The 15,081-nt window shown below is 48.3% G+C and carries 13 protein-coding genes and 1 tRNA gene; 3 read left to right on the top strand and 11 right to left on the bottom strand.

Translation table 11 applies throughout. From position 1 onward, the window contains the following. Window positions 1-164 precede the first annotated feature (164 nt). The 3 genes from rfaE1 to BUA83_RS07465 are packed head-to-tail and all read right to left on the bottom strand — an operon-like array spanning window position 165 to window position 3,437. Window positions 165-1,136: a D-glycero-beta-D-manno-heptose-7-phosphate kinase gene (gene rfaE1, locus BUA83_RS07475; protein ID WP_072935716.1), complete on the bottom strand. Its 972-nt coding sequence runs from the start codon at window positions 1,134-1,136 to the stop codon at window positions 165-167. 17 nt (window positions 1,137-1,153) lie between these two features. After that, complete coding sequence (locus BUA83_RS07470; protein ID WP_072935612.1) at window positions 1,154-2,233, bottom strand: glycosyltransferase; 1,080 nt, start codon at window positions 2,231-2,233, stop codon at window positions 1,154-1,156. Between the two features lie 4 nt (window positions 2,234-2,237). Beyond that, entirely contained in the window at window positions 2,238-3,437 is a 1,200-nt protein-coding gene (locus BUA83_RS07465; RefSeq protein WP_407695187.1) for a glycosyltransferase family 9 protein, read from the bottom strand. Between the two features lie 313 nt (window positions 3,438-3,750). On the opposite strand from BUA83_RS07465, the gene gltX reads away from it, so the two are divergent. Both gltX and BUA83_RS07455 read left to right on the top strand, forming a co-directional pair. After that, window positions 3,751-5,199, top strand: coding sequence for a glutamate--tRNA ligase (gene gltX / locus BUA83_RS07460; RefSeq protein ID WP_072935611.1), 1,449 nt, complete (start codon window positions 3,751-3,753; stop codon window positions 5,197-5,199). 62 nt (window positions 5,200-5,261) lie between these two features. Continuing rightward, window positions 5,262-5,336: transfer RNA gene (locus tag BUA83_RS07455), tRNA-Glu, on the top strand. Between the two features lie 247 nt (window positions 5,337-5,583). On the opposite strand, the gene BUA83_RS07450 is transcribed toward BUA83_RS07455, so the two are convergent. The 5 genes from BUA83_RS07450 to BUA83_RS07430 all read right to left on the bottom strand — a co-directional run bounded on the left by BUA83_RS07450 (window position 5,584) and on the right by BUA83_RS07430 (window position 10,713). After that, on the bottom strand, window positions 5,584-6,612 hold the full coding sequence (locus BUA83_RS07450; protein ID WP_072935610.1) for a glycosyltransferase family 9 protein: 1,029 nt from the start codon (window positions 6,610-6,612) through the stop codon (window positions 5,584-5,586). Window position 6,613: 1 nt separating this feature from the next. Beyond that, window positions 6,614-7,078 (bottom strand): D-glycero-beta-D-manno-heptose 1-phosphate adenylyltransferase, encoded by a 465-nt coding sequence (rfaE2, locus tag BUA83_RS07445; protein WP_072935714.1) that lies wholly within the window; start codon window positions 7,076-7,078, stop codon window positions 6,614-6,616. 13 nt (window positions 7,079-7,091) lie between these two features. Continuing rightward, on the bottom strand, window positions 7,092-8,087 hold the full coding sequence (locus BUA83_RS07440; protein ID WP_072935609.1) for a bifunctional heptose 7-phosphate kinase/heptose 1-phosphate adenyltransferase: 996 nt from the start codon (window positions 8,085-8,087) through the stop codon (window positions 7,092-7,094). Window positions 8,088-8,092: 5 nt separating this feature from the next. Next, window positions 8,093-9,661: an LPS-assembly protein LptD gene (locus tag BUA83_RS07435; protein WP_072935608.1), complete on the bottom strand. Its 1,569-nt coding sequence runs from the start codon at window positions 9,659-9,661 to the stop codon at window positions 8,093-8,095. Window positions 9,662-9,795: 134 nt separating this feature from the next. Further along, entirely contained in the window at window positions 9,796-10,713 is a 918-nt protein-coding gene (locus BUA83_RS07430) for a hypothetical protein (protein ID WP_234988296.1), read from the bottom strand. Between the two features lie 337 nt (window positions 10,714-11,050). Between BUA83_RS07430 and BUA83_RS07425 the strand changes: the two genes are divergently transcribed. After that, window positions 11,051-12,406: an alanine/glycine:cation symporter family protein gene (locus tag BUA83_RS07425; RefSeq protein ID WP_072935607.1), complete on the top strand. Its 1,356-nt coding sequence runs from the start codon at window positions 11,051-11,053 to the stop codon at window positions 12,404-12,406. Between the two features lie 86 nt (window positions 12,407-12,492). On the opposite strand, the gene BUA83_RS07420 is transcribed toward BUA83_RS07425, so the two are convergent. From BUA83_RS07420 to metA, 3 genes are all read right to left on the bottom strand, one after another. After that, the gene (locus BUA83_RS07420; RefSeq protein WP_072935606.1) at window positions 12,493-13,413 is read right to left on the bottom strand and encodes a glycosyltransferase family 17 protein; all 921 of its coding nucleotides are present in this window, start codon (window positions 13,411-13,413) and stop codon (window positions 12,493-12,495) included. Beyond that, window positions 13,406-14,029 carry a hypothetical protein gene (locus BUA83_RS07415; protein WP_072935605.1) on the bottom strand — a complete coding sequence of 208 codons (624 nt, stop codon included), beginning with the start codon at window positions 14,027-14,029 and terminating at the stop codon, window positions 13,406-13,408. Before BUA83_RS07415 ends, BUA83_RS07420 begins: the two co-directional genes overlap by 8 nt. Before the next feature lie 74 nt (window positions 14,030-14,103). Further along, window positions 14,104-15,036, bottom strand: coding sequence for a homoserine O-acetyltransferase MetA (gene metA, locus BUA83_RS07410; protein WP_072935604.1), 933 nt, complete (start codon window positions 15,034-15,036; stop codon window positions 14,104-14,106). Window positions 15,037-15,081 lie beyond the last annotated feature (45 nt).

The following is a 15,081-nucleotide window of genomic DNA, read 5'->3' as shown; positions in this document are numbered from 1 at the left end:
ACATAGTGGGTGCTTTGGGGTGCACCTCATCCGTCAGTCCTTCGGACTGCCACCTTCCCCTCGCAGGGGAAGGCTATTTAAAGTGCCTTTTATGCAGATAGTGGTCTGCCTTTGTACACCTCATCCACCGCTGACGCGGTCCCCCTTCTCCCCTAGGGAGAAGGCTATTTTTCTGTCTGTAATGCGTTAAGAAGCTCGTCCCTGCTTACGGCGTAGGTTCCAAGCTTGCCTACTACCACGCCCGCGGCAAGATTCGCGAGATATGCTCCTGATGCAGGGTCAAGCCCACCGGCAAGGGCCATCGCAAATGTGGCAATAACTGTATCTCCGGCGCCTGAAACATCAAATACCTCCTGCGCCTTTGTCGGTATATGTACCACCGAACGTGAACGAACCATTGAAAGTCCGCATTCCGAGCGTGTTGCCACCATAGCTCCTATGTGGAAACGTCTCATCGCATACCGGGCCGCGCGTACTACTGCTTCATCCTTATTTTCCGCAGGCTCTTTCTGCACCTCGTTGAGCTCCTTAAGGTTCGGCGTTATATAATCAGCCCCACGGTAACGGCCCCAGTCAGTACCCTTCGGGTCTACAATTACAGGCACGCCGTATTCCTTTCCTAGAGAAATTATTTCTCCGCAAAGCTCTGCCGTACATACTCCCTTTCCGTAGTCGGAAAGTATTATAGCCTGTGAACCTGCTTCAAGGCATTTTTTTACCTTGGAAAGAAGCCTTTTCCCATTTTCGTCCACCGCCGGCTTCGTTTCCTCAAAATCGAGACGCATCATCTGCTGATGTCCGCCGATAACACGTATTTTTGTCGTTGTAGGTGCTTCTGTCTCCACAAGACCGTCCATGGAAATATTTCTTTCAATGAACTGCTTTCTAAGACTCTCCCCATGGTAATCATTCCCGATATAACCCGCAACGATTGTCCTGCAGCCGAGAAGTGCAAGGTTGTGTGCCACATTTGCAGCACCGCCCAGGGTTTCCTTTACCTTAACAACACGAGTTATGGGAACAGGAGCTTCAGGAGATATCCTTGAGACCTCTCCATAGAAGTACTTGTCAAGCATGATATCGCCTACGACAAGAACGCGGCAGTCCTTTGTCTTTTCACTGACAAAGTCCGTCATTTTCTTCCTCGAAAATTTCACCGCAAGACCTCCTTTTGAAGTGTCCTTATTTCTTCTATGTCTTCTTTAAGTCTTTTCACAAGAGCTTCATATGAAAGCTCCTTCAGCCGCTGCTGCCGTTCCTTTCTCAAAGTCTCTAAAAGCAATTCGTTTGTAAGCGTTTCATAAATTGTATTTGCCACAAGCTCAGGATTTTTTTCACGAAGCAGCACCCCTGCCTTGCCGAGAGTTTCAGGCACAGCACCGCCCGCGTATGCTATAACAGGCTTGTCGAATATCATTCCTTCTATAAGCGGCACGCAAAAACCCTCATGCTCTGAAAGGGAAAGTACCGCATCGCAAAGACCATACCAGGTGCAAAGCTCCTCATTGGATATTTTTCCTGTAAACAGCACATGCTTTTCCATGTTAAGTTTTTTAACCAGGGCATGAAGCTTTTTGGCAAAGCTTTCTTTTATTCCGCCGATTATCACAATGCGGATTTTATCGGATATATGGTCGCGGTACCATGCCGCAGCCTCGATTGCCTCATCCTGTCTCTTATGCGGTACTCCGCGCCCGACAACTATAATATTTTTGTATCCGTCGCCGTAGGTATCAACAATCGACTGAACCTTATCATATTTTTTGTAATCATCAGGATTTACGACAATCGGAAGAACCTTCGTATGCTTAAGTCCAAGCTCCTCAAGCTCTCTTTGGGAATACTCTGATGCTCCCCATGCAAAAAATGTATTCTTCACAATTTTTTTGAGGTCTCTGCGCCCTTTAAGACATTTCAGCCAAGAGCCCCAGGCATTCCCGAAGAAATATTTTGCAGGGGTGATGTTATGGTAGAACAGAACAATTTTCCGCGGATATTTGTACACCCATTTGTTAAAGGATGTCCCTGTTGTCATGTGATAAATTATGATATCGTCATCGGATGCTTCAAAGGCATCCATTGTTTCCGCTTCATTTTTAAGTCTCGCGTCCAGCTTATGGGCGTAAGCTTTCGACTCATATCCCAGTTCCCTAAAAATACGGTCCATATTCAAAAGCTGCTGACTAGCCGCATCGTTCTGCGTCAGGGCATGCGCAACCTGTATAATCTTCATTTCATCACCTGTCCATTGCCGCTACTGCTTCGTCCATGGTCGGCTCTATCACACGGCACTGATATTTTCCGTAATGGGACGGCATATTGCCGACCTTGTCCTCATATTTTTCCAGAAGCTCATCCACATATTTCATGATAAGCTTCGGCGGCATGTGCTTCATGCAGCCGAGATTTGTCTCACCCTCGTGTGGACATTTATGAATACCGCAGGGGTGGCAAGGCTCAGGTGCCTTTATAAGCACGTCCTTTTCGTCGTAGGGATAAAAGCCCGGCACAGGCGATGCGCCAAACATGGTCACAATGGGGACATTCATTGCAACTCCGATATGCATCGGACCTGAATCCGTGGTGAGGAAAAGCACACAGCGGCGAAGCATTCCTGCAAGCACGCCAAGAGACACCTTCCCTGTAAATACATGGATACGGGGGCTGTCCTTTTCCTTCATCTGTGAAACACAGCTTTCCACAAATTCCGTATCCATTGGGCCTCCGAAAAATGCGACCGCATAGCCCCGACTAATGAGATTGTCCGCGCATTTTGCGAAATATGAGTCAGGCCAGCGTTTTGTTTCCCAGCTGGCACCGATGTTAAAGGCAACTACCTTTTCATCCCTGTCAAAATGCTCTTCCCAAAGTGCCGCAGCCTTTTCTTCAGCTCCCGGGGGAAGCTGCATCTCAAGGCCTCCGTCGTCAATTATCGTTACACCAACGGCTTCCTTCAAAACCTCAATATGTGCCGTCACCTGATGCTTCCATCCCGGCACATACTTATGGGGCGGAAAAAGCTGAAAAGGCCCCTGTCCGATATGATGAGCAACTGAAGGATTCTGCATAACCTTATCGAAGAAGAGCGAAAATCCCGGCTTGCTGTAGCCAACTATATGCTTTGCTCCTGAAAAAGCTGCCAGCGCAGAAGCCCGTTCGTTCCTATGCAGATTTATAACAAGGTCGAAATGCTTCGCCCTCACCTTTCCGATATACCTTATGAAAGCGCCCAGACGGTCGTCCTCGCCCTTTTTATCTATCAGCATGCATTCGTCTATATGCGGATTGAACTCCACAAGGTCACGGAGCTTTTTGTCCGCGAGAAGTGTTATCCGCGCGTCCGGATAGTTCGCACGAAGCGTCCGAAGAACCGGAGTCGCCAGCATAAGGTCACCGATGTGCATAAGATTTATGACAAGAATATTTTTGTAATCCAATTGAATCTTTCCTTACTTTTTCTTTTACAACTCTGATGTAATTTTTCGGTTCAAAAGTATGAGTCTGCTATACATTCCAATGTATCATTATAACGCCTTTGATACAGTTTTGCCAAGGGCAAAACCTCCTCTGTCAGCGTTTCAACGAGGCGGGAGATATGCTCGCCGCCTGTTGTTATTTGTCCCAGCCCCCACTTACAGAAGTGGGGGACATCTTTTGCCGAGTTATACCATGCGCACTTCGAAATGTCTTGTTTCCTGCTTTCGTTCATAGTAATATATATTCAAGAAAAGCATTGAATTTTTGGAGGTCATGATTTTGACAAAGGTACGTACACGCTTTGCTCCGAGTCCGACGGGGTATATGCATATCGGCAATCTTCGGACAGCACTCTATGGTTATCTTTTTGCGAAAGCAAATGACGGCACATTCATTCTCCGCATTGAGGATACGGATCGTGCCCGCTTTGTGCCTGACGCTGTTGATTTCATCAAACGCACTCTTGATGCTGCTCACATAATTCCGGATGAAGGTCCGGACATCGGCGGCGACTGCGGGCCTTACGTTCAGAGTGAGCGTCAGGAAATTTACAAAAAATATGCGGAGGAGCTCATTGAGAAGGGCTTTGCGTACCGCTGCTTCTGCGATACGGAGCATCCGCATGAAAATGGTGAATACAAGGGCTATGACCGCCACTGCCGCGACCTCTCCGAGGAAGAAATCAAGGCGCATCTTGATGCAGGCGACCCATACGTTATCCGTCAGAAGATGCCTCTTACGGGCACGACGACGTTCCATGACGTTGTTCACGGCAACATCACGATAAACAATGATGAGCTTGAGGACCAGGTTCTCATCAAACGGGACGGGATGCCGACATACAATTTTGCAAACGTCATCGACGACCATCTCATGAGTGTCACCCACATCATCCGCGGAACGGAGTTCATCACCTCCACCCCGAAGCATGTTCTTCTTTACGAGTCCTTCGGCTGGAGCATACCGACCTTTGTTCATCTCGCTCCTGTAATGGGCAAGAACGAGGACGGCTCTGTATCGAAGCTTTCAAAGCGTCACGGCGCGACGAGCTTCTCCGAGCTGGTAGACATGGGATATCTTCCGGAGGCAATCACCAACTACGTTGCTCTTCTCGGATGGAGCCCGAAGTCCAATCAGGAGCTTTTCACCATGGATGAAATGGCGGAGGTTTTCTCTCTTGAAGGTCTCAGCAAATCTCAGGCAGTGTTCGATTACGCGAAGCTCGACTGGGTAAACGGTGAATACTTCAAGAAAATGAGCGATTTCGATTTCTCTAAGGCTGCACGCCCCTTTGCAGGTGAACTGACCGAGGAGCTGGACAAAAAGTGGCTCTACGCCTGCGGACTTCTCCGCACACGTGTCAGCCGCTTCAGTGAAATCCCTGATATGATTCATTTCTTCCGCGAGCTTCCTGAATACGACGCGGAGCTTTTCCTTAACAAGCGCAACAAGGTAACGAAGGAAATTGCGGCTCAGGTTCTTGAGATGGCCATCCGTGATCTCGAAGCAGCCCCCGGCTGGACACCATACTCCCTTGATGCAATTATGCAGGGTGTAGTCGCAGGCACTCAGCTCAAGATGGGCGCTGTCATGTGGCCCATGCGCATAGCTCTCTCCGGTCAGAAGGTTACTCCGGGCGGAGTAACGGAGCTTCTGTATCTTTTGGGACAGGAAGAAGCTATTGAGCGTTTGAAGAAAGGACTGAAGAAGGTTAGTGAGTAATTTAAAAAAATATTTTTAAAAAATGCTTGACTTAGATACCTACTTGTAGTAATATAATTCTCGGCTCCTTCGTCAAGTGGTTAAGACACCGCCCTCTCACGGCGGGTTCACCGGTTCGAATCCGGTAGGAGTCACCAAATGAAAATTTGCTCCGAAGCCTTGGCTTCGGAGCTTTTTGTTATTCAAAATTTGTAACACCTGCAAAAAGAACTGTGAAAAAAGCAACAAGAATGCCTTCTCCTTTAGGAGAAGGTGGGCCCGCAGGGCTCGGATGAGGTGCTCCCCAAAGTGCCTGCTATGTGCATAAATGGCAGCTCTCCTTGGTGTACCTCATCCACCACTACGTGGTCCCCCTTCCCCAATGGGGAAGGCAAGAACGCTTTTTCACAGCTCTTTTTTTATAATCTCTTCTATTTTTTTCTGTACCTCTTCTACGCGAATAGCCGCCAGACAGTCAAGTCCCTTGGGACAAGCCCTCTTCCAGCAGTATCTGCAGGAGCGGTCAACCTCTATTGCGTTTTCTGTCTGACCGTAAGGACCGTTTCTTACAGCGTCAGTAGGCCCCATGAGCATAACCGTAGGCACCTTAAGCCCTGCAGCAAGATGAACAGGCCCCGTGTCGCCGCCGACCATGATTCTGCTTCCTGAAATGACCTCAGCCAGCTGTTTAAGGCTGGTACGTCCAACGAGATTAACAGGAGGTATCTCTGCCTTTGCGTCAATTTCGGCAACAAGGCTTTCATCTACAGCACCGCCTCCCACAAAGACAGGAATTATTTTTTTACCGTAAAGCCAATCCGAAAGCCTTGCGTAATACTCTGTGGGCCAGCGCTTATTGGGCCAGTTTGCCCCTACTGCAAGCACCGCATAGGAAGCACCCTCAGGGACACCGGCCTTCGCCAAAATCTTTGGCACAAGCTCCTTGTCTCTTTGGGAAACAACGACAGGAAACCTCACTTCATCAACACGGCACCCGATAGCGCGGGCAACATCAAGATACCGTTCCACGATATGCCCGTTTCTGTTGGCACCTCTTACAGGTTTCGATATTTTGTCGCTGAATTCACGCATATCACAGGTGCCAAATCTCTTCGGTGCTCCTGAAAAATACGCTATTGCAGCCGACTTGCCAAGTCCCTGCAGGTCGAGGGCAATATCGAAATTACCTGCCTTCAGACGCCGTCTAAATGGACCGAAATTCGCCAGAAAGCCTCCCAGGGATGCCTTGAATTTCTTTTTTTCAAATACTATTATGTCATCGATATATGGATTATCCACGAGAAGCTCCTTTGCGGGAGGCTCCACTACCCAGGTCAGCCGTGCGTCAGGAAAGGTTTCCTTGATGGCGTACGAGACCGGCAGCGCGTGAATAACGTCCCCGATGGCACTGAGCTTTACTACAAGTATATTCATCCTACTGTTCCTTAATTTTTTCAATGATGTTTGTGGTTGAACGTCCTTCCACAAGGTCTATAAAGGCCACCTCGCCTCCATAGCTCTGAACGATCTTTGCCTCAGGCAGTGTATCAAGGGTGTAATCCCCGCCCTTTGCGTAAACCGCAGGCTTCACCAGCGCGATAAGCTCAGATGCGGTAGGCTCATCAAAAACCGTCACATAGTCAACAGACTTTAATGCTCCCACGACCTCAGCTCTGTCCTCTTCCCTGTTAACAGGACGGGACGGGCCTTTGAGACGCCGCACGGAGGCATCGCTGTTAAGTCCCAGAACAAGGCAGTCTCCAAGTGCTCTTGCCTTTTCCAGATAGCGGACATGCCCGGCATGAAGGATATCAAAGCAGCCGTTGGTGAAAACGACGCGCTTTCCGCTCTTTCTGAGCACTTCGCAGAATTTTTCTATATCTTCTCTTGCAATAAGCATATATTCCTCCGAATCAAGCAAACTTCTCAATTACAGCACTGAGCTCTTCCGCGCTGACGGTTGCCGTACCCTTTTTGCGCACGGCAATTCCCGAGGCAAAATTCGCAAGCTCTGCCGCCCGCACCGAATCCGCTCCTGCCGCCTTCGCAAGAATAAAGGCCGCAACGCATGTATCTCCCGCGCCTGAAACATCAAAGACCTCGCTCTTGTCGCGTACAGGTATATCCTCAGCCACGCCTTCCTCTATGACAGTCATTCCTTTGTCGCCCCGAGTGACAAGTATGCCCTTTGCATCAAGAAGCGTCAAAAGCTCTGCTCCTGTCTCCCTGATGTCCTTTTCATCTTTCAGCTCCCGCCCGAAGGCTGCCGAAAGCTCTGAGTCGTTCTGCTTTACATAATCAACACCAACGAAACGCTTTACGGAATAACGGGAATCAACAATCGTCAGAACGCCTTTTTCACGGCAAAGCGCAAGTATCTTTTTCTGTACATCGTCAGTTACGACGGCTCCGCCGTAATCCGAAAGCACAAGTCCGTCAATGCCTTCCTCTATGCGGCTCTCCACATATTTAACAAGCGCATCCGAAAGAGCCTCTGTCATAGGCTCGCGGCTTTCCCTGTCAACACGTACAATCTGCTGGCTTACAGTCTCACGGCCGCCTGCGATGATACGAGTTTTTGCAATGGTCGGTCTTGTTTTGTCTGTCAGAAGTCCCTCTACACCTGCACCATTTTTGCTAAGTATATTCCGAAGTCCCTCTGCGGCCTTGTCGTCGCCCACAATTCCGCAGGCCTCTGCGCTTCCGCCAAGGGTTGCGACGTTGTTTACAACATTCGCCGCGCCTCCGGCAACAACACGCTCCTCTGCCTGCTCAAGAACAAGCACGGGAGCCTCACGGGAGATGCGCGCAATACTTCCAAAAAGGTAAATATCTGCTATGACATCCCCAAGAATCAATATCCTTTTCCCCTGCATATCCCGCAGAAGCTTTTTAAGTTCATTTTCCATATGTATCACCATGGTGTGAACTGGAAGGTCACGTGCCACTGGTCGCGTTTTTCACGATAACGAAGGATCATCTGTACGCAATGCATATCGTGGAACCAGTAGTAGTCCACATCCTTCAGGCTGTGAGTTGCCATGTTGAACTCGGTTCCGAACACGATGCGGTCCCTCGGCGTAATTCCGACGCTCATTCCGGCAACACCCTTGCGGGAATAGTCACTTAACCCATAGTTGAACAGCGCATTTTCTTTATTTGACCTTGAATAGTAATAGCCTGCATAAAGGGCAAAATTATCGCTGAATTCGTCAACAACAACACCGTTGTAGCTAAAACCGTCAACACGAGATTTATCGTAGCTCTCACGGGTAATAGAGTACCCAACGCCCAGATTCAGGCGCACCTTTTTACTCCCCAAATAAATTGTATCGGGAGCAAGAGAAAGGCCGTATTTTGTATGGGTACTTGTGATGCCCTTATTTTCCCAGCGGCCCATCTCAAAGCTGAGACCGTACCTCAGCGGCAAATCTCCGATACGGTGGGAATATGAGTAAAGGAAGGTTGGCTTTTTCTTAATCCAGTTGTCATCGCCATCGACGTAGCGGCCATACTGAACGGAGGCATAGCTTCCGGCGTTTCTCCACTCTATGCCGTATACATTTCTCATGCCGTGCTTTGTATAATAGGCAAGGTCGGCAAAGGCATCAAGGCGGCTTGCAAGGTCATACTGCAGCCGATAGCTCATCCAAAAGCCGTCACTGTTGGAGTAGCCGACTCTCGGGTATGTGGTATCCCTCTGCGCCTCAGGGCTTATATCCACATGGTGCTCCTTCTCACTGTAAATGGTGGAATTTTTGACCTTCAGGCTCATATTATGGATAATCATTTCCTTCTGGGGATATACCTCAATAAGAGAACCCGTCAGGCGGTAATCAGGATTCTTTGCGCCGCAGCGCGTTGCGTAGCCGTCATAAACAAGCACACGCTCAGGATAAAATTCAATTCTTTTTCCGTAAACGTAGTATTTTCCAATTTTACCCTTTGCCTCTTCCATGCTTCCCTTTTGGGTCCCGTAGTTATAGACAATACGATAACCCTCAAGGTCTGCCGGCTGGCTGAGCTTTCCGCCATTTTTCTTTCCTACGGCATTAGGCACCTGAAGCATGTGTCCTTTTCCGGGCACATTGACTTCCTGTTCCTTGAGATTGCCTGTCATCTCATCGCTTGTAAAGCGACGTGCATCAATTTCGGTAATGCGGACATTGCCCTTTGCATAAACGTCTCCGGTACGCTCATCATATAGCATATCATCGCCTTCCACGGCGACCGGAAGCGGCTTCGTCGGGTCAATAGGGCCCCTCAGCTCCGATACCATCTCCGCGGCATCCTTTTGAAGCTCCTTCTGAGCCTCGGAAAGGCGGTTTTCCCTTTCCCCTCGGCGTCGGTTTTCGATATAATCAACAATGCTGACTCCCGAATCACCGGTAGAGGAATACGCCGCGAGGGCCGTCCCCTGAGGGATGAGCAGCATTGCTGTGCTGAGTCCTGCACATGCCGCCAAGACTTTCTTTCTATTCATTCTGACAGCTCCCATCATATTAGAAGTTCAATCTGTCTGTTTCTTTCGACAGTGTATCAGTTTAATATTACATCATAAGGAAAATGAACGCAATGAAAAAGAGAAGCGCCGCATAAAGCACTTCCCTTTTCAGATTACTGTTCTACTGTCAGTCCGTAGAGTGTCGTGTCGTTCTTTGTCTGAATATAAAGCTCCGTGCCCTCCGGAAGGTCAATGTTTTTGCCGTGTACAAAGGCTCCGCCTATGATACCGATAGGTCCGAGAAGAACCATACCCGCAACGCTGGCACCGGCTGCCATGGCAACGGATTCCATTTTTTCCTTTGATTCCTGACCCAGCATCGTCTCAACATCAGTTCCGTCAATGGCGCGCATGGTGTTGAAGTCGATATTCACTTCGGCATCACGTCCGAAATTTCTCGCCTGGACAACCTTTGTTACAACGCCGACTCCCGGTGCGCCCTTTGCAATGAGCAGTACTCCGTTTTCGACGACATCTTCTGCCGCCTGGTATTTTATCTCGTCGCCTTTCTTCAGGTTTTTCGCGTTGATTGGAGTTACCGTTGCGATTTTAATGAGTGTATTTGCAGGAACATTCGTGCTCACGAGAGGAATCTCCTTGGAGCCGAACGCATATTCAGCCAGCTGATCGATACGGGTCCGGTACGTTCCCTCGCTGGGCTTTCCCGCCATTGTCATTTCCATATCCGTCACACGCTGCTGGATGGATTTCATGCTGATGGAACGGGTGATTCCCCATTCAATTGCATTCATCTGGGTGACCAGGGACGGCGAACCTTCATTGCTGAATACCAGGTCGTACAGAGCATCAACGCGCTGCATAACGCTCTGCTTCGGCTGCGGAGTAGAAAAATCCTTTTCAAGCTTTGAAATTCTGTCGAGAAGGGCTCCTGTCTGTGTTCCACCATAGGCAGTTTTCTCAACAACCTCAAGCTTTGCCTGCATGGTATCAGGCTCTGCGGCTGCCGCAATACCTGCTGTCTGCACAAAGAACACAGCGGCAAGCATCAGACAGAAAAGTTTTTTTATCACGGTTATTCCCCCTTTTTCTTGTTCCTTCTATTATTTCTCCGCTTTCTGAAAATTTCCTGCTTAGTGAAAAAAATTGCATGGAAAAAGAAATTTCCATCATTTTTTATAGACTTTTTTATACAATCACAATATAATGTATCTAGGCTTACAGCCTACTCAAAAGCACTTATTTTTTTATTTGCCGGACGGTTTTCCGTCCGGTATTTTTCTTTTGTATACATAACCGCAAATTTGATAAAAACATTAAAAGTCTCTTGACTGTAGACACTATTATACAGTATTATTTCTTTATTGAATACGTTTGTCCGTGTGATGCGGACTGAGAGGGGATTTGTCCATGGAAGAACTAAACAGTGTACTTACGCAAATTGATGACATTCTTTGGGGTGTGCCTTTGATTGTGCTGCTGCTCGGCACCGGCATCTATCTTACAATAAGGCTCAACCTGCTGCAGGTGTTCCGTCTGCCGCTTGCTTTGAAGCTCATATTCAAGGCACAGAACGACGGCAAAGGTGATGTTTCAAGCTTCAAGGCGCTCTGCGTTGCCCTTGCTGCCACGGTCGGTACAGGAAACATCGTCGGTGTCGCGACAGCAGTAAAGCTCGGTGGACCGGGCGCGGTTTTCTGGATGTGGGTAGCGGCCTTCTTCGGTATGGCAACTAAATACGCGGAAGGTCTTTTGGCAGTCAAATACCGCAGCGTGGATGCAAAGGGTGAGATTGCCGGAGGCCCGATGTTCTATATCAAAAACGGCATGGGAGAAAAATGGGCTCCTATGGCAGCCTTCTTCGCTTTTGCCTGCATACTTGTAGCATTTTTCGGAATAGGTACGTTCCCGCAGGTAAACGCCATTGTCGACAGCATGAAGATTGCCTTCGGTCTTCCGGTCTGGGTCACCGATGCAATCATCACGATTCTTGTTGCCGCAATAACCATCGGCGGTCTTAAAAATATTGCCCGTGTCGCAGGAAAGATTGTCCCGTTCATGGCGGTCATATACGTTGTCGTCAGCATTGGTCTTATCCTCATGAATCTCAATGCTGTTCCTGACGCACTTGCTCTTATAGTACGCAGTGCCTTCACAGGCGAGGCTGCCGCAGGCGGTTTTGCAGGCTCAACTATAATGATGGCAATGCAGAAGGGTATCGCCCGCGGTATTTTCTCCAACGAGTCGGGTCTCGGTTCTGCTCCTATTGCAGCTGCTGCCGCGAAAACGAAATGGCCTGCCGAGCAGGGACTCATTTCCATGACGGGAACCTTCATTGATACCATCATCATCTGCTCCATGACAGGCCTTGCACTCGTCCTCACCGGCGTTTGGAAGGGCACGGCAGCAGGCGCAATGATGACCACCAACGCATTCGCGTCGGCTTACGGACACATGGGTGTTATCCTGCTCACTGTCTCGCTGGCACTCTTCGCGTTTACAACAATTCTCGGCTGGAACTACTACGGCGAGCGTGCCTGCATTTATCTTTTCGGAACAAAGGGCGTTATGCCTTACCGTCTGATTTTCATCGCACTCGTCGCATCAGGTGCATATCTTAAGCTGGATGCCATCTGGACTCTTGCCGATATAGTAAACGGTCTCATGGCTATTCCTAACCTTATCGCCCTCATCGCCCTTGCAGGTGTGATTGTAAGTGAGACGAAGCGTTATCTTGAACATCTTGAATCCGGAGAAAAGGATTAATACCCGGCATAAGCAAAGCCCGAGTTGCTTTGGAAAATCAGTTTCCACAGCATCCCGGGCTTTTTGTTATGCGCCTTGAATTATTTTCAATTGTATTTGCCTATCAAAAATCCGTATTTTTCGGCAAGCCAGTTGATATGGGGAATATCCATAGTATCCGCGGCATGGCGTATCAGCGTCTCATTTCGCCACCAGATTCTTCCTGCCGCAAGCTCTTTTTCAACAAAGGCCTCCTGTTCCTCCAAAGGCAGCTTAAATACAGGATTTCCCATCCCGTCCGACGTTGCACGGAATTTATTGAGCACAGCCTTTGTGCCGCCCATTGATGAAAAATGCCATCCGTTCTGTATCATAGGAAGATTGTTGCGCATACGGCGGAGCTGCTGCATTTCTCCAAGATTTCCCGCCAATGTCAAAATTGTACCGCACCAGTGTGACGCGCACTCGTAATTTACGTAAAACTCAAACATGCGCTGCTCGGATACCACAGGACTTTTTTCAAGGAAAGACATTATTTTATTTCTCTTTCCCAAAAGCGGCAATGAGTGCAAAAAGCATCTCCCGTTTCTGGAAAGTCCACGCATACCGCTGCGCTCCGCAATTTCACCAAAGGGAAGAAAAGTACGTACAGAAACAGCTTCTCTTTCCAATGCCTCCAATACTCTTGGATCCGGAAATTCGTCAATATCTCCCATCATGACTATATCCCGCGGACTGCAGTCATCAAGGCCTCTCGCTATGCAGTTGCGCTGAAAAATTTCTATTGACCAGTTGTCCTCGCATTTGATTTCATCAGTTACGGGGATGTATCTGATTTTGTCCAGATACTTTGCAAACCGTTCTTTGTTTTCCGCAAAATAAAGAGGCTTTGGCTTATTTTGAAATGTGCGGTCCGATTCCACAATAACGAAACAGTCCACAATGTCATAAAGCATCTTCAGCCGCCATTCCAGAAGCTCAAATTCATTATAAAACGTAAAGCCGTCGTATATTTTTCTGTCAATCATTATTTTCCTTATTACGTTCCTTTTCAGCTTTTTCTGCTGCCTCGCGTTCCTTTTCAAGGTGCTTGGCATCGGAATGCTTCAGTTCACCCTTCGACTGCCTTGCTATCTCAGGTCCATGCTTTTTCTCATATGCCAAAATTGCCTTATAAAAGATTGCTTCCTTGTTTTTTTCGGACATCTTATCGATTTCAAAGACACTCTTGGGAGATGTACGCTCCATGGTCCACATCTGGGAATCAATAAGATCTACGTGTTCAACGGTGACCTTCTTTTCCTCAAGATTGATTGTCAGATAGTCTGCTTCGCCGGCCAAATCCCCGTAGCCGTCTACATCAGCTTCACGCCATCTGCGTTTCTGCAGGACATCGTCTATCTGAATCGCATCATAGGTCTTGAGAACAGGAACCTTCAACACATTGATGTTGATTTTTCCCGACTCGTCCGTATCGTAATGAATTTCGCGCTTGTTGAAATAATAATTTATCCTTGAAGAAGACTGCACCCATTCATAGATATCATCAGGTACATGCATCGCGGACGCATCTGCCTCCACGGGCATCAGGGTTACAGCCCCCAAAAGCACCGCCACGGCAAAATGTTTCAAACACCCCTTCATGTAGTTAACCACTCCTAAGCCCTTGATATGAAAAACTGTTTCAAAACAGCATCCATGCTTCCGTTAAAAGCCTGTCAATCCGAATCCCGATGGATACGGTCAAGCTCATACGGTGTTTCCTGATATACATAATAATTCAGCCAGTTCGCAAACAAAAGATTCGCAACGGACCGCCAACGCACAACAGGCCTCTTTGACGGGTCGTTGTCCGGATAGTAATTGCAGGGAACCTGAATATCCATTCCCGCTTTCTTGTCCCTGTCATATTCTCCCTTGAGGGTCATGGGATCGTATTCCGCATGGCCTGATATAAAGAACTGGTTTTCCTTGAGGTCTGCCACGCAGTAGACACCTGCCGGCTTCTCCGCCTCTGCCATAACAGTAAGCTCCGGCACCTTTTCAATATCCTCTCTGCGAAATTCCGTATGCCTGGAATGAGGCACATAGAACTCATCATCAAAACCACGGAACAGCTTTTCATGCTCAACACAGAGATGATGCTTGAACACACCGAAGATTTTCGGCTCTACGGGATATTTCGGAATTCCGTAATGATAGTAAAGCCCTGCCTGAGCACCCCAGCAGATGTAAAAGGAGGAAAAAGCATGTGTCTTGCTCCACTCCATAATCTCGCAGAGCTCGTCCCAGTAGGCAACCTCCTCAAAGGGCATCTGTTCCACCGGAGCACCCGTCATGAGAAAGCCATCGTATTTTTTGTTGCGTACCTCCGCAAACGTTCCGTAAAATTCGGTAAGATATTCCTGTGAGGTGTGCTGCGGCACGTAAGACTCCGTATATACAAAATCTACCTCAACCTGAAGCGGAGAATTACCGAGAAGGCGGAGAAACTGTGTTTCCGCTACGGATTTGACCGGCATGAGATTCAAAATGCAGAGCTTCAGCGGACGGATATCCTGACCGTACGCACGGTCCGCGTTCATATAAAAAACATTTTCCCGGTCAAGCACCTGGGCAGCCGGAAGATTATTAGGTATTTTAATTGGCATTGACGAAAAAAACTCCTTTTAGTGCAGCCATTAATATTCTGCCGT

Source organism: Schwartzia succinivorans DSM 10502 (assembly GCF_900129225.1).
GTDB lineage: Bacteria > Bacillota > Negativicutes > Selenomonadales > Selenomonadaceae > Schwartzia > Schwartzia succinivorans.
Note: the sequence above shows the minus strand (reverse complement) of the source record. Positions and strands in the feature narration are given on the sequence as shown.

What these genes read in the sequence shown, in the direction of transcription:
- rfaE1 (WP_072935716.1), bottom strand. Translation starts at nt 1,136, where the DNA reads ATGACGGACTTTGTCAGTGAAAAGACAAAGGACTGCCGCGTTCTTGTC.
- BUA83_RS07470 (WP_072935612.1), bottom strand. Translation starts at nt 2,233, where the DNA reads ATGAAGATTATACAGGTTGCGCATGCCCTGACGCAGAACGATGCGGCT.
- gltX (WP_072935611.1), top strand. Translation starts at nt 3,751, where the DNA reads ATGATTTTGACAAAGGTACGTACACGCTTTGCTCCGAGTCCGACGGGG.
- BUA83_RS07450 (WP_072935610.1), bottom strand. Translation starts at nt 6,612, where the DNA reads ATGAATATACTTGTAGTAAAGCTCAGTGCCATCGGGGACGTTATTCAC.
- rfaE2 (WP_072935714.1), bottom strand. Translation starts at nt 7,078, where the DNA reads ATGCTTATTGCAAGAGAAGATATAGAAAAATTCTGCGAAGTGCTCAGA.
- BUA83_RS07440 (WP_072935609.1), bottom strand. Translation starts at nt 8,087, where the DNA reads ATGGAAAATGAACTTAAAAAGCTTCTGCGGGATATGCAGGGGAAAAGG.
- BUA83_RS07435 (WP_072935608.1), bottom strand. Translation starts at nt 9,661, where the DNA reads ATGAATAGAAAGAAAGTCTTGGCGGCATGTGCAGGACTCAGCACAGCA.
- BUA83_RS07425 (WP_072935607.1), top strand. Translation starts at nt 11,051, where the DNA reads ATGGAAGAACTAAACAGTGTACTTACGCAAATTGATGACATTCTTTGG.
- BUA83_RS07420 (WP_072935606.1), bottom strand. Translation starts at nt 13,413, where the DNA reads ATGATTGACAGAAAAATATACGACGGCTTTACGTTTTATAATGAATTT.
- BUA83_RS07415 (WP_072935605.1), bottom strand. Translation starts at nt 14,029, where the DNA reads ATGAAGGGGTGTTTGAAACATTTTGCCGTGGCGGTGCTTTTGGGGGCT.
- metA (WP_072935604.1), bottom strand. Translation starts at nt 15,036, where the DNA reads ATGCCAATTAAAATACCTAATAATCTTCCGGCTGCCCAGGTGCTTGAC.